Annotated in this window: 21 protein-coding genes; 12 read left to right on the forward strand and 9 right to left on the reverse strand. The window is 60.4% G+C overall.

What is annotated here, in order from left to right; genetic code table 11:
- Window positions 1-44: 44 nt before the first annotated feature.
- The 6 genes from MHH62_RS16885 to cobA all read left to right on the forward strand — a co-directional run bounded on the left by MHH62_RS16885 (window position 45) and on the right by cobA (window position 9,387).
- A complete protein-coding gene (locus MHH62_RS16885) occupies window positions 45-1,256 on the forward strand; it encodes a nitrate/nitrite transporter (RefSeq protein ID WP_014719480.1) in 1,212 nt (403 codons plus the stop codon).
- The gene (locus tag MHH62_RS16890; protein ID WP_339231461.1) at window positions 1,256-2,923 is read left to right on the forward strand and encodes a bifunctional protein-serine/threonine kinase/phosphatase; all 1,668 of its coding nucleotides are present in this window, start codon (window positions 1,256-1,258) and stop codon (window positions 2,921-2,923) included. The genes MHH62_RS16885 and MHH62_RS16890 overlap by 1 nt, the downstream gene beginning before the upstream one ends.
- Window positions 2,924-3,157: 234 nt before the next feature.
- Entirely contained in the window at window positions 3,158-5,611 is a 2,454-nt protein-coding gene (nirB, locus tag MHH62_RS16895; protein WP_339231463.1) for a nitrite reductase large subunit NirB, read from the forward strand.
- Window positions 5,608-5,925: a nitrite reductase small subunit NirD gene (nirD, locus tag MHH62_RS16900; protein ID WP_014719483.1), complete on the forward strand. Its 318-nt coding sequence runs from the start codon at window positions 5,608-5,610 to the stop codon at window positions 5,923-5,925. The genes nirB and nirD overlap by 4 nt, the downstream gene beginning before the upstream one ends.
- The gene (locus tag MHH62_RS16905; protein ID WP_014719484.1) at window positions 5,925-8,633 is read left to right on the forward strand and encodes a nitrate reductase; all 2,709 of its coding nucleotides are present in this window, start codon (window positions 5,925-5,927) and stop codon (window positions 8,631-8,633) included. The genes nirD and MHH62_RS16905 overlap by 1 nt, the downstream gene beginning before the upstream one ends.
- Window positions 8,634-8,643: 10 nt before the next feature.
- Window positions 8,644-9,387 carry a uroporphyrinogen-III C-methyltransferase gene (gene cobA, locus MHH62_RS16910; RefSeq protein ID WP_020302632.1) on the forward strand — a complete coding sequence of 248 codons (744 nt, stop codon included), beginning with the start codon at window positions 8,644-8,646 and terminating at the stop codon, window positions 9,385-9,387.
- A gap of 60 nt (window positions 9,388-9,447) precedes the next feature.
- On the opposite strand, the gene MHH62_RS16915 is transcribed toward cobA, so the two are convergent.
- From MHH62_RS16915 to ppsA, 8 genes are all read right to left on the reverse strand, one after another.
- The gene (locus MHH62_RS16915) at window positions 9,448-10,428 is read right to left on the reverse strand and encodes an OmpA family protein (protein ID WP_019820540.1); all 981 of its coding nucleotides are present in this window, start codon (window positions 10,426-10,428) and stop codon (window positions 9,448-9,450) included.
- A gap of 107 nt (window positions 10,429-10,535) precedes the next feature.
- On the reverse strand, window positions 10,536-11,126 hold the full coding sequence (gene sigX / locus MHH62_RS16920; protein ID WP_003193286.1) for an RNA polymerase sigma factor SigX: 591 nt from the start codon (window positions 11,124-11,126) through the stop codon (window positions 10,536-10,538).
- An 87-nt stretch (window positions 11,127-11,213) separates the two neighbouring features.
- Window positions 11,214-12,038, reverse strand: coding sequence for a mechanosensitive ion channel domain-containing protein (locus MHH62_RS16925; RefSeq protein WP_003193288.1), 825 nt, complete (start codon window positions 12,036-12,038; stop codon window positions 11,214-11,216).
- A gap of 2 nt (window positions 12,039-12,040) precedes the next feature.
- Window positions 12,041-12,286 carry a hypothetical protein gene (locus MHH62_RS16930; protein WP_014719486.1) on the reverse strand — a complete coding sequence of 82 codons (246 nt, stop codon included), beginning with the start codon at window positions 12,284-12,286 and terminating at the stop codon, window positions 12,041-12,043.
- Between the two features lie 86 nt (window positions 12,287-12,372).
- Entirely contained in the window at window positions 12,373-13,368 is a 996-nt protein-coding gene (locus MHH62_RS16935; RefSeq protein WP_014719487.1) for a zinc transporter ZntB, read from the reverse strand.
- A 25-nt stretch (window positions 13,369-13,393) separates the two neighbouring features.
- A complete protein-coding gene (gene rraA / locus MHH62_RS16940; RefSeq protein WP_019820544.1) occupies window positions 13,394-13,885 on the reverse strand; it encodes a ribonuclease E activity regulator RraA in 492 nt (163 codons plus the stop codon).
- A gap of 229 nt (window positions 13,886-14,114) precedes the next feature.
- On the reverse strand, window positions 14,115-15,104 hold the full coding sequence (locus tag MHH62_RS16945; RefSeq protein WP_019820545.1) for an alpha/beta fold hydrolase: 990 nt from the start codon (window positions 15,102-15,104) through the stop codon (window positions 14,115-14,117).
- A gap of 106 nt (window positions 15,105-15,210) precedes the next feature.
- Window positions 15,211-17,586, reverse strand: a complete 2,376-nt coding sequence (gene ppsA / locus MHH62_RS16950; RefSeq protein ID WP_003193296.1) for a phosphoenolpyruvate synthase — start codon at window positions 17,584-17,586, stop codon at window positions 15,211-15,213.
- Window positions 17,587-17,764: 178 nt separating this feature from the next.
- On the opposite strand from ppsA, the gene MHH62_RS16955 reads away from it, so the two are divergent.
- Window positions 17,765-18,583 (forward strand): pyruvate, water dikinase regulatory protein, encoded by an 819-nt coding sequence (locus MHH62_RS16955; RefSeq protein ID WP_003193298.1) that lies wholly within the window; start codon window positions 17,765-17,767, stop codon window positions 18,581-18,583.
- Window positions 18,584-18,723: 140 nt separating this feature from the next.
- Here the strand turns inward: MHH62_RS16955 and MHH62_RS16960 are convergent, their stop codons facing one another.
- Window positions 18,724-20,148: a PLP-dependent aminotransferase family protein gene (locus tag MHH62_RS16960; protein WP_014719490.1), complete on the reverse strand. Its 1,425-nt coding sequence runs from the start codon at window positions 20,146-20,148 to the stop codon at window positions 18,724-18,726.
- Window positions 20,149-20,257: 109 nt separating this feature from the next.
- Here MHH62_RS16960 and MHH62_RS16965 point away from each other — a divergent pair, with 109 nt between their 5' ends.
- Genes MHH62_RS16965 through MHH62_RS16985 form a run of 5 tightly spaced genes read left to right on the forward strand, consistent with a single transcriptional unit; the run spans window position 20,258 to window position 25,780 of the window.
- Window positions 20,258-21,202, forward strand: a complete 945-nt coding sequence (locus MHH62_RS16965; protein WP_019820549.1) for an EamA family transporter — start codon at window positions 20,258-20,260, stop codon at window positions 21,200-21,202.
- A gap of 23 nt (window positions 21,203-21,225) precedes the next feature.
- A complete protein-coding gene (gene moeB / locus MHH62_RS16970; protein WP_060767352.1) occupies window positions 21,226-23,088 on the forward strand; it encodes a molybdopterin-synthase adenylyltransferase MoeB in 1,863 nt (620 codons plus the stop codon).
- A gap of 16 nt (window positions 23,089-23,104) precedes the next feature.
- A complete protein-coding gene (locus MHH62_RS16975; protein WP_003193306.1) occupies window positions 23,105-24,019 on the forward strand; it encodes a PLP-dependent cysteine synthase family protein in 915 nt (304 codons plus the stop codon).
- A 37-nt stretch (window positions 24,020-24,056) separates the two neighbouring features.
- Window positions 24,057-25,049 (forward strand): serine O-acetyltransferase, encoded by a 993-nt coding sequence (locus MHH62_RS16980; protein ID WP_020302626.1) that lies wholly within the window; start codon window positions 24,057-24,059, stop codon window positions 25,047-25,049.
- A gap of 2 nt (window positions 25,050-25,051) precedes the next feature.
- Entirely contained in the window at window positions 25,052-25,780 is a 729-nt protein-coding gene (locus MHH62_RS16985) for an alanyl-tRNA editing protein (protein ID WP_014719495.1), read from the forward strand.
- Window positions 25,781-25,841 lie beyond the last annotated feature (61 nt).

Consider the following 25,841-nt stretch of genomic DNA (forward strand, 5'->3'; position numbering starts at 1 on the left):
GCGGCGTTTTTTCGTTTCTAGACCCCCAACCGTTGAGGTGCGTGATGAAATCAAGCTTCTGGAAATCCGGGCACACCCCGACCCTGTTTGCCGCGTTCCTGTATTTCGACCTGAGCTTCATGGTCTGGTACCTGCTGGGCCCCCTGGCGGTGCAGATTGCCGCTGACTTGCACCTGACCACCCAACAGCGCGGCCTGGTGGTGGCCACCCCGATCCTGGCGGGCGCGGTGCTGCGCTTTTTGATGGGAATGCTGGCCGACAAGCTGTCGCCCAAGACCGCCGGGCTGATTGGCCAGGTGATTGTGATCGTGGCGCTGTTCTGCGCCTGGAAACTGGGGATCCACAGCTACGAACAAGCGCTGCTGCTGGGCATGTTCCTGGGCATGGCCGGTGCGTCCTTCGCCGTCGCCCTGCCCTTGGCATCACAGTGGTATCCGGCGGAGCACCAGGGCAAGGCCATGGGCATCGCCGGCGCCGGTAACTCCGGCACCGTGTTTGCGGCGTTGCTGGCGCCCGTGCTGGCGGCCGCCTTTGGTTGGAGCAATGTATTCGGCTTTGCGCTGATCCCACTGGTGCTGACCCTGATCGTATTCGCCTGGCTTGCGCGCAATGCGCCTGAACGGCCGAAAGCCAAAGCCATGGCCGACTACTTCAAGGCCTTGGGCGACCGCGACAGTTGGTGGTTCATGTTCTTCTACAGCGTGACCTTCGGCGGGTTTATCGGCCTGGCCAGCGCCCTGCCCGGCTACTTCAACGACCAGTACGGCCTGAGCCCGGTGACCGCCGGCTATTACACCGCCGCCTGTGTGTTCGGTGGCAGCCTGATGCGCCCATTGGGTGGCGCCCTGGCAGACCGGTTCGGCGGGATCAAGACTCTGCTCGGCATGTACAGCGTGGCGGTGATCTGCATTGCGGCAGTGGGGTTCAACTTGCCCAGTTCCTACGCCGCGCTGGCGCTTTTCGTCTGCACCATGCTCGGTCTGGGCGCTGGCAATGGGGCGGTATTCCAACTGGTGCCGCAGCGTTTTCGCAGTGAGATCGGCGTCATGACCGGCCTGATCGGCATGGCCGGCGGCATCGGCGGCTTCGCCCTCGCGGCAGGCATGGGCGCCATCAAGCAGAGTACTGGCAGCTATCAACTGGCCCTGTGGTTGTTCGCCAGCCTCGGTGTGTTGGCCTGGTTCGGCCTGCATGGGGTGAAACGGCGCTGGAGAACCACCTGGGGTTCGGCCGCCGTGACCGCCGCACGCGTCTGATGAGCTTACAACTGAGCATCGCCCAGGCCAGTGCCATCGGCCCGCGCAGCGAGAACCAGGATGCGCTGCGGGTGGTCACGCCCATGGCGGAACTGGCCGCGAGCAAAGGCTACCTGTGCGCGCTGGCCGACGGCGTCAGCCAGTGCGCCGACGGCGGCCTGGCCGCACGCTCGACCTTGCAGGCGCTGGCCGTGGACTACTACGCCACGCCGCAGACTTGGGGCGTGGCCCAGTCGCTCGAACGTCTGTTGGTCGCGCAGAATCGCTGGTTGCAAGCCAACGGCGGCGGCCAACCGTTGCTCACCACCCTCAGCGCCCTGGTGTTTCGCGGCCAACGCTTCACCCTGGCCCATGTCGGTGATTGCCGGGCGTATCGTTGGCTTGACGGCGAGTTGCAACGCATCAGCGAAGACCATGTGTGGGAACAGCCGGGCATGCAGCATGTGCTCAAGCGCGCCCTCGGCCTGGATCAGCACCTGGTGCTGGACTTCCTCGATGGTCCATTGCGCGAGGGCGAGTGTTTCCTGCTGCTCAGCGACGGGGTGTGGGCCACGCTGGGCGATCACAGCATCGGTGCGATCCTGCGCGAGCAAAGCGACCTCGACCTGGCCGTCAACACTCTGGTCAGCGCCGCCCACCTGGCGGGTAGCCAAGACAATGCCAGCGCCTTGCTGGTGCGCATCGATCAACTCGGCGCGGCCACCCTCGGCGACGCCCTGGTGCAGTTGCAGCAATGGCCACTGCCGCCACCGCTGAAAGTCGGACAAATCTTTGAAGGCTGGCAGGTGCAAAGCGTGCTGGCGCAGAGTCGGCAGTCGTTGCTGTACCGCGTGCACGACGCCCAGGGGCACCCCTGGCTGCTCAAGACCTTGCCGTTGCGTTGCGACGATACCGATGCGGCCCAGGCCTTGTTATCGGAGGAATGGTTTCTGCGCCGGGTCGCCGGCCGTGCCTTTCCCGAAGTGCATGCCGCCAGTGGCCGTCAGCATTTGTACTACGTGATGCGCGAATACGCCGGGCAAACCCTGGCCCAACTGTTCCAACAACAGGGCCCTCTTCCGTTGGCACAATGGCAGTCGATTGCAGAACGCTTGCTGCGCGCCGTGGGCCTGCTGCATCGCCGGCAGATCCTGCACCGCGATATCAAGCCGGAAAACCTGCTGCTGGGAGAAGATGGCGAACTGCGAGTGCTGGACTTCGGCCTGGCCTATTGCCCCGGGCTCTCCGAGGACCGTGCCCACCTGCTGCCTGGTACCCCAAGTTTTATCGCACCCGAGGCGTTCGCTGGCGAGCAGCCTACGGTACAACAGGATTTGTATAGCGTCGGCGTGACCTTGTATTACCTGCTGACCGGGCATTACCCCTACGGTGAAATCGAGGCCTTCCAACGGCCCAGGTTTTCCCAGCCCGTCAGCGCCAGCCGTTATCGCCCCGACTTGCCGGAGTGGTTGCCACACAGTCTGGAACGAGCGCTGTTCGCTGTCCCGGGCCAACGCTATGAAACCGCCGAAGAATGGCTGTTGGTGCTGGAGCAGGCCGACCGCCGCGAATTGAGCCTACGCCCACGGCCTTTGCTCGAACGCGACCCCTTGAAAGTCTGGCAGACCCTGGCGATGGCCTCGCTTTTGCTCAATCTGGTGCTGTTGTACTGGTTGATGCACCACTAACGGGCAGAATCCGCCGACTCTCTGTGTAAACGCCCAGTAAAACTGGGGCTATAGGGACTTGGCACAGCTGCTGCATTAGCTTTTGCCAACACCCCACATATAGCCGCTCCTTCAACGACGAAGGGCCGAGCTTCCCGAGAGAACGGGACCAGGACAAAGGCGTCCTCGCTAGCTGACTAGCGGGGATGCCTTTTTTGTTTGCGCACGATTTGTCGAGCCATTGCGGAGAACGACATGAAAAAACTCAAACTGGTGATGATCGGCAACGGTATGGCCGGGGTTCGCACCCTGGAAGAACTGCTCAAGCTGAGCAACGAGCTATACGACATCACCGTGTTCGGCGCCGAGCCTCACACCAACTACAACCGCATCCTGCTGTCGCCGGTACTGGCCGGTGAGCAAACCTTCGAAGAGATCGTGCTCAACGACCTGGATTGGTACCTGAACAATAACGTCAAACTGCTGCTCAACCGCAAAGTGGTGCAGATCGACCGGGTCAAGCGCAAAGTCATCGCCGAAGACGGCACCGAGGCCGAATATGACCGCCTGCTGATCGCCACCGGGTCCACGCCGTTTATCCTGCCGATTCCCGGCAACACGTTGCAGGGTGTGATTGGCTACCGTGACATTGCCGATACACAGGCGATGATCGACACCGCCAAGACCCACAAGCATGCGGTGGTGATCGGCGGCGGCCTGCTCGGCCTGGAAGCGGCCAACGGCTTGATGCTGCGCGGCATGCACGTGACGGTGGTGCACATCGGTGAATGGCTGCTGGAGCGGCAACTGGACAAGACCAGCGGCCAGCTACTGCAAACCGAACTGGAAAGTCGCGGCCTGATGTTTCGCCTGTGCGAGCAGACCCAGGCCCTGCACGATGCCGGCAATGGCCGCGTCGGCTCGGTGCAGTTCAAAAATGGCGACATCATCCCGGCCGACCTGGTGGTGATGGCTGCCGGCATCCGCCCCAATACCGAACTCGCGGAAAAGTCCGGCATCCCTTGCAACCGTGGGATCCTGGTCAACGACACGATGCAAACCTACGACCCGCGTATCTATGCGATCGGTGAATGCGCCAGCCATCGCGGCATCGCCTATGGCCTGGTGGCACCCTTGTTCGAACAGGCCAAGGTCTGCGCCAACCACCTGGCCCAATTGGGCTTTGCCACTTACAAGGGCTCGGTGACCTCCACCAAGCTGAAAGTCACCGGCATCGACCTGTTCTCCGCCGGCGACTTCATGGGCGGCGAAGGCACCGAAACCATCACGCTCTCCGACCCGATTGGCGGCGTGTACAAGAAGCTGGTGATCAAGGACGACATCCTGGTCGGCGCCTGCCTGTACGGCGATACCGCCGATGGCGGCTGGTATTTCCGCCAGATCCGTGAGAACCACGCCATCGGTGAAATCCGCGATCATCTGATGTTCGGTGAAAATGCACTCGGCGATGTCGGCCACCAAGGCCAGGACAAAGCCATGAGCATGGCCGACAGCGCCGAAGTCTGCGGCTGCAACGGCGTGTGTAAGGGCACCATCGTCAAGGCGATCCAGGAACAAGGGCTGTTCAGTGTCGATGAGGTGAAAAAACACACCAAGGCCGCCAGTTCCTGCGGCTCCTGTGCCGGGCTGGTCGAGCAGATCCTGATCAACACCGTGGGCGGCGCCGCCGACGTCAAACCCAAAAGTGAAAAAGCCATCTGTGGCTGCAGCGACCTCAACCACGGGCAGATCCGCCAGGCCATCCGCGAGCAGCACCTGCTGACCATCGACAGCACCATGCGTTACCTGAACTGGCGCACCCCCAATGGCTGCGCCACCTGCCGCCCGGCGCTCAACTATTACCTGATCTCCACCTGGCCCGGCGAAGCCAAGGACGACCCGCAATCGCGGCTGATCAACGAACGGGCCCACGCCAATATTCAAAAAGACGGCACCTATTCTGTGGTGCCACGGATGTGGGGCGGCGTGACCAACCCTTCGGAGCTGCGCCGCATCGCCGATGTGGCCGACAAGTACAACGTGCCGATGGTCAAGGTCACCGGCGGCCAGCGTATCGACTTGCTCGGTATCAAGAAGCAGGACTTGCCTGGGGTATGGAAGGACCTGGATATGCCGTCCGGGCATGCCTATGGCAAATCCATCCGTACCGTCAAAACCTGTGTGGGCAGCGAGTTCTGCCGGTTTGGTACGCAGAACTCCACACAACTGGGCATCGAGCTGGAGCATGACCTGTTCAACATGTGGTCGCCCCACAAGGTCAAGTTGGCGGTGTCCGGTTGCCCACGCAATTGCTCGGAAGCGGGCATCAAGGACGTAGGCATTATCGGTGTCGACTCGGGCTGGGAGATGTACATCGGCGGCAACGGCGGGATCAAGACCGAAGTCGCGGAGTTCTTCGTCAAGGTGAAAACCGCCGAGGAAGTGCGTGAATACAACGGCGCGTTCCTGCAGTTGTACCGCGAAGAAGCCTTCTACCTGGAGCGCACCGTGCACTACCTGCAGCGAGTGGGCATGGAGCATATCAAGAAGGCCGTATTGGAAGACCCGGCGCGCCGCCAAGCCCTCAATGAGCGTTTGCAGTTCTCGTTGTCATTCGAGCAGGACCCGTGGAAGGAACGCCTGGAGCAGCCGCTGCTGAAAAAGGAATTCGACGTGATCCCCGTCAAACAACTGGAGGTCTCGCTATGAACTGGCTGGATATCTGCGCCCTCGATGAAATCAACGCCCTGGGCTCGCGCATCATCAGCGGGCCCAAAGGTGACATCGCGATTTTTCGCACCAGTGACGATGAAGTCTTTGCCCTCGACGACCGCTGCCCGCACAAGGGCGGGCCGCTGTCCCAAGGCTTGATCTACGGCAAGCGCGTGGCCTGCCCGCTGCACAACTGGCAGATTGACCTGGCGACTGGCCAAGCCCAGGCCCCGGATATCGGCTGCGCCCACCATCATCAGGCCCGGGTCGAAAACGGCCGGGTGATGCTGGCCCTGCGGGACGCGGGTTGATGAACCGCCAGACCACCGCGTCCACCTGCTGTTATTGCGGGGTGGGCTGCGGCGTGCTGATCGAGCATGACGGCGAACAGATCCTGGGGGTGCAAGGCGACCCCAGCCATCCGGCCAACTTCGGCAAGTTGTGCAGCAAAGGTGCCAGCCTGCACTTGACCGGCGACGTGAGCGCCCGCGCCCTGTACCCGCAATTACGCTTGGGCAAAGCACTGGCACGCACTCGCACCGACTGGGACACCGCCCTGGAACACGCGGCCAACGTGTTTGCCGAGACGATTGCCGAACACGGGCCCGACAGCGTGGCGTTCTATATCTCCGGGCAACTGTTGACCGAGGACTACTACAGCTTCAACAAGTTGGCGCGGGCGTTGGTGGGCACTAATAATATCGACAGTAACTCCCGGCTGTGCATGTCTTCGGCAGTGGTCGGCTACAAGCGCAGCCTGGGCGCCGATGCGCCGCCGTGCAGCTATGAAGACCTGGAAAACAGCGACTGCGTGATGATCGTCGGCAGCAATATGGCCTACGCCCATCCGGTATTGTTCCGGCGCCTGGAGCAAGCCAAGGCGCAACGCCCGCAGATGAAAGTGCTGGTGATTGACCCTCGGCGTACCGACACCTGCGACTTGGCCGACCTGCACCTAGCGATCTTGCCGGGCACGGATGTGGCGTTGTTCCACGGCATTTTGCATCTGTTGCTGTGGGAAGACTGGGTCGACCGCGCGTTTATCCAGGCCCACACCGACGGCTTGGCCGAACTCAAGCGCCTGGTGCATGACTACACGCCGCAGATGGTCACGCAGCTATGCGGCATCAGCGTCGAACAGTTGCGCCTGTGCGCGCAGTGGGTGGGCACCTCCAGCAGCTTTCTGTCGCTGTGGTGCATGGGGCTTAACCAATCCACCGCCGGCAGCGCCAAAAACAGTGCACTGATCAACCTGCATTTAGCCACGGGGACCATTGGCCGGCCGGGCTGCGGGCCGTTTTCCCTGACCGGCCAACCGAACGCCATGGGTGGGCGCGAAACCGGCAGCCTGTCCAATTTGCTGCCGGGCCACCGCGAAGCGGCCAACCCTGAACACCGCGCTGAAGTGGCGGCCTATTGGGGCGTGGAACAACTGCCCGCGACCACCGGCCTTACCGCCATCGAACTGTTTGAACAGGTGCAGGCGGGGAAGATCAAGGCGTTGTGGATCGCCTGTACCAACCCGGCCCAATCGCTGCCCGACCAGAACGCGGTGCGCGCCGCTTTGGCAGCGTGCCCGTTCGTGGTGTTGCAGGAAGCCTTTCGTACCACCGAAACCGCCGCCTATGCCGACCTGCTACTGCCCGCCGCCAGTTGGGGTGAAAAAGACGGCACGGTGACCAACTCCGAGCGACGTATTTCCCACGTGCGCCGCGCCATCAACCCACCGGGTGAAGCACGCGCGGATTGGGCGATCACCGTGGATTTCGCACAACGCCTGGAGCGCCGTCTACGGCCGGGGTTGCCGAGCCTGTTCGCCTTTGAGCACGCGGCGCAGCTGTTTGATGAATTCAAGCCACTGACTCAAGGCCGTGACCTGGATATGTCCGGCATCAGCCACGCCCTGCTCGACCAGCTCGGCCCGCAGCAATGGCCGTTTCCCGAGGGTGCGCAAGCGGGTACGTCGCGCTTGTACACCGACGGCATTTTCCCCACTGACACTGGGCGGGCGCAGTTTGTCGCCGAGCCTTATCGCGCCGCCAAGGAACAGCGCGATGCGCGATTTCCCCTGACCCTGATCACCGGTCGACTGCGTGATCAATGGCACGGCATGAGCCGCACCGGCACGGCAGCGCAGTTGTTCGGGCACGTCAGTGAAGCATTGTTGAGCCTGCATCCGGATGAGCTACGCCGCCACCGCTTCAAAGAGGGTGACCTGGTCAGCCTGAAAAGCCGTCGCGGCAGCGTGATCGTCGCCGTCGGCAGCGATGACAGTGTGCGTCCCGGCCAAGCGTTTCTGCCCATGCACTGGGGCGACCGCTTTCTCAAGGGCGGCGTCAATACCCTCACCCAACCGGCGTTCGACCCTTTGTCCAAGCAGCCGGAGCTCAAGCACAGCGGCGTGCGCCTGGAAGCCGTGCAACTGCCGTGGCAGCTGTTTGCGCTGATCGAAGGCGATGTACAGCAACACTTCGAAGCCTTGCGCCCACTGTGTGAAACCTTTGCCTACGTCAGCCTGAGCCTGGCTGGCCGTGAACGCCCCGCGCTGCTGGTGCGCGCCGCGCATACCGAGGCGCCCGACCTGCAACTCTTGACCCGTATCGACCACCTGCTGGGCCTCAACGACGGCCCGGTAATGGCCTATGACGACCCGCGCCGCTCAATCGGCAAGCGCGTGAAGATCGAGAAAGGCCGCATCACCGCCCTGCGCCTGGCCGGCGAAACCCTGGCCCGTCACTGGCTGCAAAGCCTGTGGCTGGAAGGCCGGGCCGACGAGCAACTGCGGCGCTGGTTGCTGGCGCCCTTGAGCGCGCCACCGGGCGGTACCACGGCCAGCAACAAGATTGTGTGCAACTGCAAGAACGTCAGCGAAAACGCCGTGTGTGCCGGTATCGGCAGCGGCCTGGACCTGGATGGCCTCAAACAGGCCTTGGGCTGCGGCACCCAATGCGGCTCCTGCGTGCCGGAAATCAAACGTCTTTTGGCCAGCAACCCGCAGCCAATCGCCATCAGTGTGTAAGGGGAACAACATGAGCGCAAAAGTGTGGCTGGTAGGCGCAGGTCCGGGTGACCCGGAGTTGCTGACCCTGAAAGCGGTCCGGGCTCTGCAGTCAGCGGACGTCGTGCTGATTGATGATCTGGTCAACCCGGCAGTACTGGAACACTGCACCAGCGCCCGGGTGATTACCGTCGGCAAGCGCGGGGGATGTCGTTCTACCCCGCAGGATTTCATTCACCGCCTGATGTTGCGTTATGCACGCCAGGGCAAGTGCGTAGTACGCCTTAAAGGCGGTGACCCGTGTATTTTTGGCCGCGGTGGCGAGGAGGCAACCTGGCTGCGCGAGCGTGGTGTCGAGGTGGAATTGGTCAATGGCATCACCTCAGGGCTGGCCGGAGCAACCCAGTGCGATATCCCGTTGACCTTGCGCGGGGTGAGCCGCGGAGTGACCTTGGTCACCGCGCATACCCAGGATGACAGTAGCTTGAACTGGCGTGCGCTGGCGGAGGGTGGAACCACGCTGGTGGTGTATATGGGTGTGGCGAAGCTGGAAGAAATCCGCGAACAGCTGCTCAACGGCGGCATGGCTGCGGATATGCCGGTGGCAATGATCGAAAACGCTTCATTGCCCCAGCAACGCGAATGCCGCAGCTCCCTGGCGGCCATGCATGAAGCGGCAAAAACCTTTGCGCTGAAGAGCCCGGCCATCCTGGTGATTGGCCAGGTTGCCGGCGCCGCACAGATGGCTAGCATCGCCGCTGCGGCAAGCGCCTGAGGCAAATCGCAGGCGAAAAAAAGCCCGGCCTGAGCCGGGCTTTTCTTTACTACTCAGTAATTACTGAGCGGTAGCTTCAACCGACGCTTCTACGCGACGGTTAACAGCGCGACCAGCTTCAGTTGCGTTGTCAGCAACTGGGCGGGATTCGCCGTAACCAACAGCAGTTACACGGCTAGGAGCAACGCCGTCTTTAACCAGGACTTGCTTAACAGCGTCAGCACGACGCTGGGACAGCTTCTGGTTGTAAGCGTCTGGACCTACGGAGTCAGTGTGACCAGCAACTTCTACGTTGGTAGCTGGGTACTGAGCCATGAAGTCGGCCAGGTTTTTAACGTCGCCGTAGCTGTTAGGCTTAACAACGGCCTTGTCGAAGTCGAACTTAACGTCCAGCTCAACACGAACAACCTGAGCAACCGGAGCTTCTGGCTCTGGAACTGGCTCTGGAGCTGGTGCTGGGGTAGGAGCTGGAGCAGCTGCGCCAGCGTTACCGCCGAAGTTCACGCCCAGGCCAACCAGTGCGGAGTAGTCCCACTTGCCGTTGTCCAGACCGTAGTCAGCTTCAACACCAGCACGAGCGTACAGGTTGTTGGTGAAGTAGTACTTCACGCCGGTACCGATGGTAGCGAAAGTGGTCTGGTCGCGACCGCTGTGGCCGTCAGCCTGAACGTTGGTACGGCTCTGGTGGCCGAAACCGCCTTCAACGTATGGACGCAGGCTATCAACGCCAGCCTGACCGAAGTGGTACTGAGCAACGAGGCTGCCAGTGTCACCTTTGATCTTCTGGTTGCCAGTGCCGTCGTTCGAACGGGTGTGGTTGGTCTTGTCGTACGACAGATTCAACGACAGATCGTCGGTCAGGAAGTAACCAATGCGAGCGCCTGGGTTGAAGCCGTCTTCGATGTGCTTAACGCTATCGTTGTACTGCTTCTTGTAGAACAGCTCGCCTTCAACTGCGCCTTGGCCTTGTGCCAGAACGCCGAAAGAAGTAGCGGCAATAAGAGAACCAATGGCCAAGCCCAAGGTGTTTTTCAGTTTCATCCGTTAAATCCCCATCTGGTGATTGTAAAGCAGTCCCACAAACCGGGGGACAACTCGGCGACAAGTCTAACAGAACTTGCCTACACGTAAGAGATATTTGCTACGCACTAAGTTTCAGTCTCGCCCGCAAATTTCTCACGTAATTTATCAAGAGCACGCTTGTACCGCATTTTTGTAGCACTCAAACCCATATGCATGATGTCAGCGATTTCCTGAAATTCCAGCTCTGCGACAAATCGAAGCACCAGAATTTCGCGGTCAATCGGGTTCACATGCACCAACCAGCGATCAAGTCCGCCCTTTTCCTCGGGTGCCGGCGCCTTCTCTTCAGACGCCTCCTCAAGGGGGTCCAGACTCAAAGCGTCCATCAAGCGACGCTTTCGCCGTTCCTTCCGATACTGCGTGATGCACTCGTTGTACGTGATGCTGTACAGCCAGGTCTTGAACTTCGATTTGCCCTCGAAGTTCTTCAGGCCGTATAGCACCTTGAGCATCACTTCCTGACAGACATCATCCGCGTCTCTATCGTTCCCCAAATACCTTGAACAAACGTTGAACAGAGTGCGTTGATACCTGCGCATCAATTCTTCGTACGCGCGTGTTACGTGAAACAGCTCCGTGTGCGAGCGCGCGACCAACTCCTCATCAGAGAGCTCACGGGGGTCATAGCGCGTGGACAGCGTTTGGGCTTTATTCAAAACAAGTCGTGCCGACAGTCAGGTCAATGTCCGCTGCAACCCGGTCACCCGGGTTTGCGGCGGCGTACATTAGCAGGATTTGCCGGATTAGCGGCTACTGACCTGCTGCTCCAGGAGAATCCGGTTGGACAGCGACACCAGTTCCCCGTCATCGGTCAGCACGGTCGTCTTGACTGTGCCGATCTCCTCGATTTGCCCTTCGACCTCGCCCACACGCACCTGTTGCCCAACTTGATACAGCTCACGCACATAGATTCCCGCAAGAATCTGACCGGCAATTTCCCGGCTTCCCAACCCCATGGCCAGCGCAACTGCCAGACCAACGGTAATCAAAACAATCACAATCACGTGGTTGAGCAGGTCAGTTTTGACCTCCAACTGGCTGATCGCGACGGAAATACTGATGATGATCACCAGCCCCTGGGCAATTCGTCCCAGGCCCGCTGCGTAGTCCAACCCCACGCCTTCGGCGGCCCCGCGCACCAGCCCGTTGGCCAGTTGCGCGAGTAGAACCCCCACCAGCAGCACCAGCGCGCCGCCGAAAACTTTCGGCAAATACAGTGCCAGCATGTCGAGCGTAGCTGAAACTCGCTCAAGTCCAAGGGACTGCGCTGCAGAAACCAGAAAAATAAGTAGAACGAACCAATAGACGATCTTGCCGATCAGGGTCGAAATCGGTACTTGCAACCCCGCGCGACCGAGCAGTTTGGTCAGGCCAGTGCCAGCCATCAGGCGATCGAGCCCCAGTTTGGCGAGCAATTTGGACAGCAGGGTATCGAGCAGCTTGGCCACGACAAAACCCAGCAATACCAGGACCAGGGCACCAAACAGGTTGGGAATGAAATTCGCCACCTTGGTCCACAATGCGGTCATCGCGGTGACCAGGCTCTGGGTCCAGAGATCAAGTTCCATATTCAATCAGCCTTATCAGCAGTGCTAGCAAGAGGTTTACGACGGGAAACCGGTGACACATGGGCCGAACCGTTGTTCAGGGCCATCATCAACGCCGGCAACCAACGCCCGAGCAGACCGAACAGGTCACCCGCCCCTACCTGACGGTTGGCGGTTTTCAGTACGCGGCCCAGGCAGGCATCGTCATCACGGTTGGATGGCGAAGCATTGAGCATGTCACGCAAAGACTGTTCGAACGGATCGTGCATAGAGACCTCTCGCAAGTGATTTAAAAGACGAGGGTAAAATTCCTCGGGTCACATCGGCCCTTTCTTACGTTCAGGTCATATTCAGGTCAAACCCAGCGCAATCGTCGAAATAACCACCATTGCCCCAGTGCCACAGACACCATCAACAGGCACGCAATCATGAATCCATAAGGGCTGGCAGAGAATGGAATGCCGCCCACATTGATACCGAGCAAACCGGTGAGAAAACTCATCGGCAAGAAGATCCCGGTGATGATCCCGAAGCGGTACATGGTGCGGTTCATGCGCAGGCTCAAGCGCCGGTCTTCAGCCTCCAGCACAAGCCCCACGCGCTCTCTGGCCAATTCCAGCTCTTCCAGGTAACGGGTCAGGCTGTTGTGCAGTTCGTTCCAATAGTCGGCATCGTCGTCGCAGAACCACGCCAATTTGATTCGTGTCAGCTGGGCGAAAATATCCCGCTGGGGGGCCAGGAAGCGCTTGAGTCCGGCGGCTCTTCGACGGATCTGCAGAACGCTGCCGTGCTCCGGAGTATACCGTTCGTCGGCATCGAGTTTTTCTTCCTCGGAATCGACGATTTCAGACAAGCCGGCGACCAGATCCTGCACTTTGTTGGTCAGGTACTGAGCCATATAAAGGATGAGTTCAGACGCCGTCTTGGGGCCTTTGCCGTCTGCCAGTTGCACCAGCAACTCATCGGTAGCGCGCAAGGGGCGCAAACGCAGGGAAATCACTCGGTTGGCGGCGGCGAAAATGCGCACCGACACCATGTCTTCCGGCTCCGCGCCTGGGTTGAGATTGATCCCGCGCAGAAACAGCAGCAATTCGGCGTCCGGCAGCGGCAACAGCCGTGGACGGGTGTTTTCCTCCAGCAGCAGGTCACAGGCAAACTCGCTCAGGCCGCTGGATTTGCGCAGCCAGGTCTGGGTTTGAGGATGGCTGCGATCCCAGTGCAGCCACAGGCTTTCCTGGGGCTGCAACTGCAAATCGTCGAGCTCAGTCCGGGCAATCGAACGCGCACCGCCTTTACCGTCCAGCACCAGGGCATGCACCAGCCCCCATTGCGCGTTTTCTTCTTCGAACATCCTCACCCCGATCGGTTGCGGCAGTTTATTCAGGCATTTTCAGCGGGCTGGGTGACACGATCACCCCGTTGTTATCGGCATAAATGTACTCACCGGGGCGGAACGTCACGCCTGCGAATGTCACCGGGACGTTCAGGTCGCCAAGGCCGCGCTTGTCGGTTTTTTTCGGATGAGAGGCCAGGGCCTGCACACCCAGGTCGGTCTGAGCGATGACGTCGACGTCACGGATGCACCCGTAGATCACCAGCCCTTCCCAACCATTTTTCGCGGCTTTCTCGGCAATCATGTCACCCAGCAACGCGCAGCGCAGGGAACCACCACCGTCGACCACCAGCACTTTGCCAACGCCCGGCAGGTCAGCCTGCGCCTTGACCAGGGAGTTATCCTCGAAGCATTTGAGGGTGACAATCTCGCCACCAAAGGAGTCTCGGCCACCGAAGTTGCTGAACATCGGCTCCACTACCTGCACCAGCTCCGGGTAGGCGTCACACAGGTCGGGGGTCACGTAATGGTTCATCGAGAAACTCCTGTCATCAAAGAAGAGGTCGAACATCCACGGTGTACATCAAGAAAACGCCCCGCGACAGGCATTCTTTAAGTGCCTGGGCGTTGGCGGCGGCCATGATCAAACCCGGTTCAGCGTAACGCAATACACGTTGCGCGACTGAATATGACCAGAACCGCGTGGCGCGTCATATCTTAGCCGCAACCATTCAAGAGTGAAACGCCCTTGGTAGAGCGTTTCGTCAAACCGCTGCGGACACTTCGGATTGCGTACCGAATAAGGGTGTCAGCGGGTCGTTCAACCAGCGCTCGACCAAAGGCCACACTTGGGCCTGGGCCGCTTTACTGACCAGCATCTGCACATGGCCGAAATCCTCGCTGAAACCTTGCTGACGTCCCAGGCACAGGTACTGGCGATGCTCGCTGCCCACTTGCTCGAAGAGCTTGCGGCAGGCCCAGTCCGGGTCTTGCCGGTCGCCCGCTGCGCTCACCGCCAACAGCGGCACATCGACCTGCGCCAAGCCTTTCCACCAGTCATGCTCGGCATCGCCAAACCGGCCGAACAGGCCGTTCCAACGCATCGCTTCGATCATCACGCCGGCCGGCTCGTCCTCGGGCCCACGCTTGAAGCGCGGGCCCGACAGATGGGCAAGGCGCTTGAGGATAAAGCGAGCGCCCCACTCCACCGGTGGAATTTTCAACGGCCAGTGGGTGCGACTGACCTGGCAGCCGAACAACGCCACCGACGCCACCGCTGATGCATCCAAGTGCTGCCCACCCAAGGCCGCAGCCAGGGTGGTGGCACCGAGGGAATGCCCGATCCAGTGCGGAATCTGCCCGCTTTGCTCACACACAAACGCCCCCACGGCCGGCAAATCGTAGCGCGCATAATCGGCGACGCGGTTACTGGCGTAGTCGTGATTGCGCTTGGACAAACCATGGCCGCGCATTTCCGGGATCCACACATCAAATCCGCGACGTGCGAGGTAAGCCCCCAGGCCAATTCCTTTTGGCGAATACCAGAAACGTCGATTGGAAAAACTGCCATGCAACAAAATAATCGGCGTGCCCCGGTTTTCCGGGACATCGGCCAGGCCCAAACGGGTAACCGCCAGCTCGACGGTGCCGTCCGGGCTGTTACCGGGTTTGAGTCGGTAGACGTCTTCACTCAGGTCGCCCCGACGTTCAGCGCTGATCAGGGCGACAGGAAACAGATGGCTGCTGCTTTGCATAATGCTCTTGCACAAAAAAGGGCGGCGTCCGCAAGGATTCCCGCCCTGTACAGATAAGAATGCCGGTCACCCGCAACGAGTGACCGGCACTTTTGACCACGCGATCTTAGGCGGACGCTTGGCCTTCAGCCAGGAAGAACCAGGTTTCCAGCACGGAATCGGGGTTCAGCGAGACGCTCTCGATCCCCTGCTCCATCAGCCATTTGGCCAGGTCCGGGTGGTCCGAAGGGCCTTGGCCGCAGATACCGATGTACTTGCCAGCCTTGTTACAGGCCTGGATGGCGTTGGCCAGCAGCTTCTTGACCGCTGGGTTACGCTCGTCGAACAGGTGGGCGATGATCCCCGAGTCGCGGTCCAGGCCCAGGGTCAACTGCGTCAGGTCGTTGGAGCCGATGGAGAAACCGTCGAAGAACTCCAGGAACTCTTCAGCCAGGATGGCGTTGGACGGCAACTCGCACATCATGATCACGCGCAGGCCGTTCTCGCCACGGGTCAGGCCGTTTTCTGCCAGCAGGTCCACCACCTGGCTCGCTTCGCCCAGGGTGCGCACGAAGGGCACCATGATCTCGACGTTGGTCAGGCCCATCTCGTTGCGCACGCGCTTGAGCGCACGGCATTCAAGCTCGAAGCAGTCACGGAAGGCTTCGCTGATGTAACGCGAGGCGCCGCGGAAACCCAGCATCGGGTTTTCTTCTTCCGGCTCGTAGAGCTTGCCGCCGATCAGGTTCGCGTATTCATTGGACTTGAAGTCCGACAGGCGCACGATGACCTTTTTCGGGTAGAACGCCGCAGCCAGGGTGCTGATGCCTTCGACCAGTTTCTCGACGTAGAAACCTACCGGGTCGTTGTAGCCGGCGATGCGCTTGTCGACGCTTTCCTTGATGTCCAGCGGCAGGCCGTCATAGTTCAGGAGTGCCTTGGGGTGCACGCCGATCATGCGGTTGATGATGAATTCCAGGCGGGCCAGGCCCACGCCGGCGTTCGGCAACTGGGCGAAATCAAAGGCACGGTCCGGGTTGCCGACGTTCATCATGATCTTGAACGGCAGGTCGGGCATGGCGTCGATGGAGTTTTGCTTGATATCGAAGCCCAGCTCGCCTTCGAAGATAAAGCCGGTATCGCCTTCGGCGCAGGACACGGTCACACCCTGGCCATCCTTGAGCAGTTGGGTGGCGTTGCCGCAACCCACGACTGCCGGAATCCCCAGCTCACGGGCAATGATCGCCGCGTGGCAGGTACGCCCGCCACGGTTGGTGACAATGGCACTGGCGCGCTTCATCACCGGTTCCCAGTCTGGGTCGGTCATGTCGGAAACCAGTACGTCACCCGGCTGGACCTTGTCCATCTCGGACACGTCCTTGATGATCCGCACCTTGCCTGCGCCAATGCGCTGGCCAATGGCACGGCCTTCCACCAGCACGGTGCCCGTTTCCTTGAGCAGGTAGCGCTCCATGACGTTGGCCGAAGTGCGGCTCTTCACGGTTTCCGGGCGAGCCTGCACGATGTAAAGCTTGCCGTCGTCACCGTCCTTGGCCCACTCGATGTCCATCGGGCACTTGTAGTGCTTTTCGATGATCATCGCTTGTTTGGCCAACTCGCTGACTTCAGCGTCGGTCAGGCAGAAACGCGCACGCTCGGCCTTGTCGACTTCAACGGTTTTGACCGAGCGACCGGCCTTGGCCTCGTCGCCGTAGATCATCTTGATGGCCTTGCTGCCCAGGTTACGGCGCAGGATGGCCGGGCGGCCCGCTTCGAGGGTGCCCTTGTGTACGTAGAATTCGTCCGGGTTGACCGCGCCTTGTACGACGGTTTCGCCCAGGCCGTAGGCGCCGGTGATAAACACCACGTCACGGAAACCGGATTCGGTATCCAGGGTGAACATCACACCGGCAGTGCCGGTTTCCGAACGCACCATGCGCTGCACGCCGGCAGACAGGGCCACCAGCTTGTGGTCGAAACCCTGGTGTACGCGGTAGGAGATCGCACGGTCGTTAAAGAGGGAGGCAAACACTTCCTTGGCCGCGCGGATCACGTTTTCGACGCCGCGAATGTTGAGGAAGGTTTCCTGCTGGCCGGCAAAGGAGGCGTCCGGCAAGTCTTCGGCGGTGGCCGAGGAACGCACGGCGACGGCCATGTCCGGGTTACCGGCCGACAGGGTGGCGAAGGCGGTGCGAATTTCTTCGTTGAGCTTCTCGGGGAACTCGGCTTCCATGATCCACTGGCGGATCTGGGCGCCGGTCTTGGCCAGGGCGTTGACGTCATCGACGTCCAGGGCGTCCAGCGCGGCGTGGATCTGGGCGTTGAGGCCGCTCAGCTCTAGGAAGTCGCGGTAAGCCTGGGCCGTGGTGGCGAAACCACCGGGCACCGAGACACCAGCGCCTGCAAGATTACTGATCATCTCGCCGAGGGATGCGTTCTTGCCCCCCACATGCTCTACATCATGGACGCCGAGCTTATCGAGGGAAACTACGTACTCTACCAAGGTGATCTCTCCACTTTCTGTGTTGGAAAAGCTCAGGACGCGGGTTGCTCAGTAGGAGCTAACGCCAGCGCTTGTGGCCTGGACCTGGAAAATAAGTGAGAATGCGGCCCACTGCGGGACGGCAAAATCGCGCCTATCATATCCAAGATTCGCCATCAGCTTAAGGCCCAGGGCTCAAATGAAACGATCTGCTTTCTTTATTTCCGACGGCACCGGCATCACAGCCGAAACATTGGGCCAGAGCCTGCTCGCGCAGTTCGAAAACATTACCTTCGCCAAATTCACCCGGCCTTATATAGACAGCGTGGATAAAGCGCGGGCCATGGTACAACAAATCAATCTGGCGGCTGAAAAAGACGGTTTTCGCCCGATCATTTTCGACACCATCGTCAATCAAGACATTCGTGAGATTCTCGCAACGTCGAATGGTTTCATGATCGACATTTTCTCTACCTTCCTGGCGCCGTTGGAACAGGAGCTGAGTGAACACTCCTCCTATTCCGTCGGAAAGTCCCATTCCATCGGGCATAACTCCAACTATATGGAGCGCATCGAGGCGGTGAACTTCGCCCTCGACAACGACGACGGCGCCCGCACCCACTACTACGACAAGGCCGACCTGATCCTGGTGGGCGTGTCGCGTTGCGGCAAGACCCCCACCTGCCTGTACATGGCCATGCAATTCGGTATTCGTGCGGCCAACTATCCGCTGACCGAAGATGACATGGAACACCTGACCCTGCCCGCCGCCTTGCGCGCGCACTCACACAAACTGTTCGGCCTGACCATCGACCCGGACCGGCTGACCGCCATCCGCAACGAACGCAAGCCCAACAGCCGCTACTCCAGCTATGCCCAGTGCGAATTTGAAGTGCGGGAAGTAGAAAATCTGTTCCGTCGCGAAAATATTGCGCACATCAATTCCACGCATTTTTCGGTGGAAGAGATTTCGGCGAAGATTCTGGTGGAGAAGGGTGTGGAGCGGCGCTTCAAGTGATCTCTGTCGCCTGATCTGATCGTTCCCACGCTCTGCGTGGGAACGCCGCCTGGGACGCTCCGCGTCCCGCAATAGCGACGCGGAGCGTCGCAAGATGCATTCCCATGCAGAGCGTGGGAACGAGCAACGGTAACGCGGATTTACAGATGAAACCGCCCGCCCCCCTGCCCCAGCGCCGTCGCCAGCGCGTCAAACCCCTCGCGCAATAACTGATCATCGCCCGACGTGTTGCAGATACTCGCCCGAATAAACTGCGGCACCGCCGTCTGCCCCACGGCAAAAGCCTCGGCGGTGGCGATCAGGTAATTGTTCTGTTTGAGCTCCGCCTCGATTTCCGAGGCCCGCCAGGGCTCCGGTACTTCGATCCAGAAGTGCGGGCTGTTGAGGTGGGTGCGATAGGCCAAGCCGTTCAATAAATCTTCGACTAACGTCTTGCGGCGGCTGATCTCGTTGATCTGCTGACGCAACAAATATTCCGCCGTGCCGTTTTCAATCCACTGGGTCGCCAACTCCAGAGTCACAGGTGTGGCCATCCAGCAGGTCGAACGTAGCGCCGCCGAGATGCGACTGACCAGCGCCGGCGGCGCATGCACGTAGCCCACCCGCAAACCAGCCGACACCGCCTTGCTCAGGCTGCTGATCAAGATCGTACGCTCAGGCGCGAAGTAGCTGAGGGGCGGCGGACGGTCCTCCACCAGCACACCGTGGGCTTCGTCCTCCAGAATCAGCAGGTTATGTTCGCGACACACCCTGGCCAAGGCTTCGCGGCGCGCCACCGACAACACGGCGGTGGTCGGATTCTGGATAGTCGGCGTGCAATACAACGCCGAAATCCGGTGATTGCGACAGACCTCATCCAGCGCCGTGGGCAGCACACCCTCCTCGTCCATCTCCAGGCCGATCAGCCGCACCCCCAGCATACGCGCAGCGGTAATCAGCCCGGGATAAGTCAACTGCTCGGTGACCACCGTATCGCCAGCACGCAGCAGCGCCATCATCGCGCAGAGCAAGCCATGCTGACCGCCGTTGACGCAGATGACCTGCTCGGGAATCGGATGAAACTCGCGCTGCACCAGCCACTGCGCGCCCGCTTCACGGTAACGCGGCAGGCCGGCGTCGGGGGTGTAGGCGCTGATGTCCTGGAGGAACTTGGCATTATTCGACAGGGTTTGAAAGCTCTGGGCGAGAAACACCGTCTCTTGCCCGGGAATGTGCATGTTGCGGCTCATGTCGAAGTACTGGCGCGGCTCCTCGCTGAAATTACGAAAGCCCTCATCACGCTGGCGCTCCATCCCACGCTTGCGCACGAAGGTGCCGTCACCCACCCGTGCAACCACCAGGCCCAGGCGCTCCAATTCACCGTAAGCCCGGCTGATGGTGCCGATGGTCACGCCTAAATTGTCGGAAAGCACCCGATGGGGCGGCAGTTTTCGTCCCGGTTCAATCAAGCCTTCGAGGATGCCCCGTTCCATCACATCGGACAGGCGCTTGTACTTCACGCCCTGCCCGTTGGACAAGCCCTCACGCATAATTGACACCATGTCAATATTTGTTTTGACAGCCATCTTTCGCCCTAATAGTGTGCTTTTACGGGTTCAATCGCCGATAAACATAACTCATTACAAGTTCAATATAGAGTTCAATTCCGGCTCAGGGAAGCAATAAACGATGCCAATGTCCGCCGTTCTCGAAAACACTGCAAAAACAAAAACGCAAAAACAGTGGCTCGCCGGGCTGGTGACCAGCGTGATGTTCCTGATCGTGTGCCTGAGTTGGGGCACCACGTGGCTGGGCATCAAGATCGCCGTCGAGAGCGTGCCGCCGCTGACATCCGCCGGCCTGCGCTTTCTCATCGCGTTTCCGCTGTTCCTGTGTTTTGCCATGGTGCGCCGTGAGCCGATCCTGTTTCCCCGGGAAAGCCGCTGGTTCTTCGTGTTTGTGACCCTGTCTTACTTCAGCGTTCCCTACTATTTGCTCAACTACGGCGAAATGCATGTGTCGTCGGGCCTCACCGCCCTGCTGTTCAGTTGCATGCCGGTATTCATCCTGATCTTCTCGGCGCTGTTCCTGCGCGAGCGCATCTATTTTTCCCAGGTGGTCGGCATAGGCATCGGTTTCGGCAGCCTTTACATGATCATCAAGAGCCAGGGCCTGCACCTGGACCACGCCGAGTTCTTCGGGGTACTGGCCATTCTGAGCGCCGCGATCATGCACGCCTTGTGCTATGTCATTACCAAGCAAAAAGGCAGCGCCATCAGCGTCATCACCTACAACACCCTGCCCATCGGCATTGCCGGGCTGATGCTGTTCCTGGCCGGCCTGTGGTTTGAAACACCAACGTTCGACGCCATTACCCTGCGCTCCTGGAGCGCGCTGTTCTACCTGGGGCTGGTGGCCTCGGTGGGCGGGTTCATTGTGTATTTCATGCTGCTCAAGCGCCTGAGCCCGATCATCCTGTCGTTCGTGTTCATCATCTTCCCGGTGTTCGCGGTCATCATCGGTGCCTGGTACGAAGGCGTGGAAATTTCCCGCGACCTGATGCTGTACTCGGCGATCCTGCTGGCCGGCTTTGCGATCACCAAGTTGCCGATCGAAAAACTCATGGCCAAGAAAAAGTGACCCTCAATCAACGCGAGAGAAACATGGACGTCCTCCGCCCCACCGCCCTGGAACAGATCTACGCCCACGCCAGCCGCAGCTACCCCGAGGAGTGCTGTGGTTTCGTCTTCGCCGACGGCAGCGTGTACCTGGGCAGCAATATCCAGAATGAACTGCACCGCAAGAACCCCGAGATGTACCCACGCAGCGCGGCCAATGGCTACACCTTTTCGGTGGCCGACACCCTGCTGATGAACAAGGCGTTTCGCAGTGACAACCCGGTGGTAGTGATTTACCACTCACACCCGGATGTGGGCGCCTATTTCAGTGACGAAGACCAGGACAAGGCACTGTTCCTGGGCGAGCCGATCTTCCCCGTCAGCTACTTGGTGGTGGATGTCCGCCAGGGCCAGGCCCTGGGCTCCAAGCTGTTTGCCTGGGATGGCAAGCATTTCTCCCTTCAACCTTTCAACGACCTGCACACGGAGTTGTCCATGAACGCTGTCTCTTTCCCCGACATTCTGGTTCGCGTGGCCAAGCTGCCGGAATCGACCCTTGAGGGCGCCGGATCGACATTGCGCGAAGTCATTGAAAATCTCTGCACCCATCACCCCCAATTGCGTCAGCACCTGTTCCATGAAAAGAACGACCAGCTCAAGGAACACTTCCTGTTTACCGCCGAGGAGGCGTTGATCGACGCCGATGAACCCCTGCCAGCAAAAGCCCGGATCGAAGTGTTGCTCGCCACTTCAGGTGGCATGGACATCGATGCCCTGAGCAACGAAGAAGTGCAGCGCTATGTGCGCCACATCACCCTGCCGGGCGTCGGCCGCGAAGGCCAATTGAACCTGAAGAAAGCCAAGGTGCTGGTCATCGGTACCGGCGGTCTGGGCTCGCCCATCAGCCTGTACCTGGCGGCGGCCGGCATCGGCACCCTGGGGCTGGTGGACTTTGATGTGGTGGAAAGCAGCAACCTGCAACGCCAGATCGTGCATGGCAACAGCACCCTGGGCATGCCCAAGGTCGAGTCCGCCAAGCAGCGCCTGCTGGACCTCAATCCGCATATCCAGATCAACGCGTACAACACCGCGCTCAACAGCGACAACGCCCTGGCACTGGTGGGCGCCTATGACCTGGTGATCGACGGCACCGACAATTTCGACACCCGCTACCTGGTCAACGACGCCTGTGTGCAGCTGGGTAAACCCTTGGTGTACGGCGCCATCTACCGTTTCGACGGGCAGATCAGCGTGCTCAACTATAAAGGTGGGCCGTGCTATCGCTGCCTGTTCCCCAAGGCCCCACCCGCAGAGCTGGCGCCCAATTGCAGCGCGGGCGGTGTGATCGGCGTGTTGCCGGGCGTGGTCGGTATGATCCAGGCCACCGAGGCGATCAAATTACTGATCGGCATTGGCGAACCCTTGTCCGGCCGCTTGATGCGCTTCGACGCGCTGGCGATGAAGTTCAGCGAGATCCGCTTCAAGCGCCGCGCTGACTGCCCCTGCTGCTCGGACCTGCGCCACAGCGAAACCGTCGCGCCGGCCACCTGCGCCGATGCCTTACCGAGCCAGCCCTCCCTGGCCGCGGAACGCTACATCAAGCCCCAGGTACTCAAGCAAGTGCTCGAACACCCTAGCAGCGCCGATGTATTGCTGGACGTGCGTGACGCCAGCGAACTGGAAGTGTGCAAATTACCGGGCGTGGTGCATATCCCGCTGGCAGAACTGGATGGGCAGCTCGCCAGTCTGAGCCGCGACAACACCCACTACCTGATCTGCTACGCAGGCACCCGCGCCGAGCAAGCCGCCAGCACCCTGTTGGCCGCTGGCTTTGCCAACACCAAAGTCCTGCAGGGCGGCATGAAACATTGGGTTCGCGACGTCGAACCTGACATGCCGCTTTACTGAGAGTGGGGACGTGCTGATGCTGCATAACTCCATTCTCGACGTGATCGGCCAGACGCCGATCGTGCGTCTGGCCCAGTTTTCCGAAGACCTCGGCATCGAGGTCTACGCCAAGCTGGAGTCGCTCAACCCCGGTGGCAGCCACAAGGCGCGCATCGCCCTGGGCATGATCCTGGATGCCGAGCGCCGCGGTGTGCTGATCCGTGATTCCGGGCAGACCATCATCGAACCCAGTGGCGGCAACACCGGCATTGGCCTGGTGATGGCCGGCAATGTGCTGGGCTACAAAGTGGTGCTGGTGATCCCTGACAACTACAGCCCGGAAAAACAGAAGCTGCTGCGTCTGTACGGTGCGAGGGTAGTGCTGTCCGACAGTCGCCTGGGCAATAACTCCCACGGCGAAAAGTGCATGGAGCTGCAGTTGGAAAACCCCAACTACGTGATGCTCAACCAGCAACGCAATGGCGCCAACCCCCAAACCCACCGCGACACCACCGCTCCGGAAATCCTTCGCGCCTTCGGTGAACAGCGCGTGGACTACTTCGTCAGCGGCATTGGCACCGGGGGCCATATCACCGGTATCGGCGAAACCCTCAAGGCCGCCTGGCCCGCGCTGCGAGTGATGGGCGTAGAACCGGAAGAATGCGACCTGCTCAAAGACCGGCACGCGGCGCACGGGATCCAGGGCCTGTCGATCGGCCTGATCCCCAGCATCCTCAACCTGGACGTGATCGACGGCATGCTCAAGGTGTCGCACGCCGATTGCCTGGACATGATCAAACGCATCATGCGCACCGATGCCATCAGCCTGGGGCTGTCTTCGGCCGCCAACATGGTCGCCATCGCCCAACTCGCTCCCGAACTGCCGCCTGAAACGGTGGTGTTGACCATGGTCTACGACAATGCTGACAGCTACCTGCCCAGTTTCGAGTAACCGGGTTTTTAACCATCCAACATACGGGGGTGTCTCCATGGGGGGCTTTATCGACATGCAACAGCTGCACGATGAGTTGCTCACCCACCTCATCACCACCCTCACGCCCAGACAGATGAAGCAGCTGGAGCCGCACCTGGCGCCGTTGATTCAGAACGCCGCCCAGGCGGTGGCCGAGGACCTGATTGCCTATGCCTATCGCGACCCCGCGTCCCGTGGGCGCGGTGAGTTGATCCTGGAATCCTACGCCTCGTTCAAGGCCGTGCTGTTCTACCGCCTTGCGCACCTGGTGTGGCATTTCCAGGGCGCAGACAACGGCGATTTTTCGCGCATGGCCCTCAAGCTGAGTAACCAGGGCAAGATCCTCTCCGGTGCCGAGATTCACCCGGCAGCGCGCATCGGCCGCCGCTTTGTGCTGGACCATGGCTACGGCACCGTCATCGGCGAGACCTGCGTGATCGGCAACGACTGCTACATCCTCTGCGGCGTGACCCTGGGTGCGCGCGGTATTGCCAACAACCCGGACGGCAAACGCCACCCGCGCCTGGGCAACAACGTCGAAGTCGGCGCCGGCGCCCGGGTGCTGGGCTATGTTTCGATCGGCGATAACGTGTTTATCAGCCCCTCCTGCGTGATTACCCAAGACGTGCCGGCAGGCACCAAGGTCAAGGTGGTCAACCAGATCCAACTGCAAAAAAACGATGAATCGGACCACAGCAACTACCTCGGCGCCTTTGCCCTGGATGAGCGCTTGCACGTGGTGGGCGAAGTGAGTGCCGGCCACAAGGTCACCGTGCTGGACGCCGACTTTCATCCCCTGCAAGGGCTGATGCTTGAACCCACGGTGAAAGAGCGGCATCACCTGCAGTTTCGTCTGCGTCGCCTCGACACCGGCGAGCAACTGCCACGCCTGCCGCTGAACCTGAAGGTATGCGGGCCGGAATTTGAAATCACCCTGCTCTCTCCCCCTGGCTTGAGCGCACTGGTGCGCCACCTCTTGCAAGCCACCCCATTGATCGTCGGAGGTTGAACATGTCTGTGCATACCATGGAAACCCTGGCGCTGTTTGACAGCGCGCCCTACCAGAACGCCTTCAGCGCCCGGGTGATTGCCATCAGCGAACAGGGTATCGCCCTGGAGCACACCCTGTTCTACCCCACCGGCGGCGGGCAACCAGGCGATACCGGTCACCTCACTCTGGCCGATGGCACACGGGTGCAAGTGACCGGCACCGTGCGCGATCCGGTGTTGCGCTCGATCATCTGGCACCAGGTGGACCACTACCCCGAACAGTTGGCCGCTGGCGTCCAGGTCGACGCTGGGCTGGATTGGGAGCGGCGCTACCAGCACATGAAGATGCACACTTGCCTGCACTTGCTGTGTTCGCTCATCGACGCGCCCGTGACCGGTTGCAGCATCAGCGCAGATAAAGGCCGCCTGGATTTCGACCTGCCAGAAATGACCTTGGACAAAGACCGCCTCACCCAAGACCTCAACGCCCTTATCGAACAAGCCCACGCGGTCAAAACGCTGTCGATGCCCGCCACCGAGTACGCGACCCTGCTGCAGATCACCCGCACCCAGGCGGTTGCGCCGCCGGTGGTCTCCGGTTCGGTCCGGGTGATTGAAATCCCCGGCATCGATATCCAGCCCTGCGGCGGTACCCATGTGCTCAATACCGAGGAAATCGGCCGGGTGTTCTGCGAGAAGATCGAGAAAAAGAGCAAGCACAACCGCCGGGTGATACTGCGGTTTGAATAGATTCTGAAGCAGAAACTTCAGTCAACTGTGGGAGCTGGCTTGCCTGCGATAGCTGACATCC

It is taken from the genome of Pseudomonas sp. FSL L8-0168, from assembly GCF_037976155.1.
Classification (GTDB): Bacteria; Pseudomonadota; Gammaproteobacteria; order Pseudomonadales; family Pseudomonadaceae; genus Aquipseudomonas; species Aquipseudomonas paracarnis.

Coding starts and splice junctions, on each gene's coding strand:
- MHH62_RS16885 (WP_014719480.1), top strand. CDS start 45: ATGAAATCAAGCTTCTGGAAATCCGGGCACACCCCGACCCTGTTTGCC.
- MHH62_RS16890 (WP_339231461.1), top strand. CDS start 1,256: ATGAGCTTACAACTGAGCATCGCCCAGGCCAGTGCCATCGGCCCGCGC.
- nirB (WP_339231463.1), top strand. CDS start 3,158: ATGAAAAAACTCAAACTGGTGATGATCGGCAACGGTATGGCCGGGGTT.
- nirD (WP_014719483.1), top strand. CDS start 5,608: ATGAACTGGCTGGATATCTGCGCCCTCGATGAAATCAACGCCCTGGGC.
- MHH62_RS16905 (WP_014719484.1), top strand. CDS start 5,925: ATGAACCGCCAGACCACCGCGTCCACCTGCTGTTATTGCGGGGTGGGC.
- cobA (WP_020302632.1), top strand. CDS start 8,644: ATGAGCGCAAAAGTGTGGCTGGTAGGCGCAGGTCCGGGTGACCCGGAG.
- MHH62_RS16915 (WP_019820540.1), bottom strand. CDS start 10,428: ATGAAACTGAAAAACACCTTGGGCTTGGCCATTGGTTCTCTTATTGCC.
- MHH62_RS16925 (WP_003193288.1), bottom strand. CDS start 12,038: ATGGAACTTGATCTCTGGACCCAGAGCCTGGTCACCGCGATGACCGCA.
- MHH62_RS16930 (WP_014719486.1), bottom strand. CDS start 12,286: ATGCACGATCCGTTCGAACAGTCTTTGCGTGACATGCTCAATGCTTCG.
- MHH62_RS16935 (WP_014719487.1), bottom strand. CDS start 13,368: ATGTTCGAAGAAGAAAACGCGCAATGGGGGCTGGTGCATGCCCTGGTG.
- rraA (WP_019820544.1), bottom strand. CDS start 13,885: ATGAACCATTACGTGACCCCCGACCTGTGTGACGCCTACCCGGAGCTG.
- MHH62_RS16945 (WP_019820545.1), bottom strand. CDS start 15,104: ATGCAAAGCAGCAGCCATCTGTTTCCTGTCGCCCTGATCAGCGCTGAA.
- MHH62_RS16955 (WP_003193298.1), top strand. CDS start 17,765: ATGAAACGATCTGCTTTCTTTATTTCCGACGGCACCGGCATCACAGCC.
- MHH62_RS16960 (WP_014719490.1), bottom strand. CDS start 20,148: ATGGCTGTCAAAACAAATATTGACATGGTGTCAATTATGCGTGAGGGC.
- MHH62_RS16965 (WP_019820549.1), top strand. CDS start 20,258: ATGTCCGCCGTTCTCGAAAACACTGCAAAAACAAAAACGCAAAAACAG.
- moeB (WP_060767352.1), top strand. CDS start 21,226: ATGGACGTCCTCCGCCCCACCGCCCTGGAACAGATCTACGCCCACGCC.
- MHH62_RS16975 (WP_003193306.1), top strand. CDS start 23,105: ATGCTGCATAACTCCATTCTCGACGTGATCGGCCAGACGCCGATCGTG.
- MHH62_RS16980 (WP_020302626.1), top strand. CDS start 24,057: ATGGGGGGCTTTATCGACATGCAACAGCTGCACGATGAGTTGCTCACC.
- MHH62_RS16985 (WP_014719495.1), top strand. CDS start 25,052: ATGTCTGTGCATACCATGGAAACCCTGGCGCTGTTTGACAGCGCGCCC.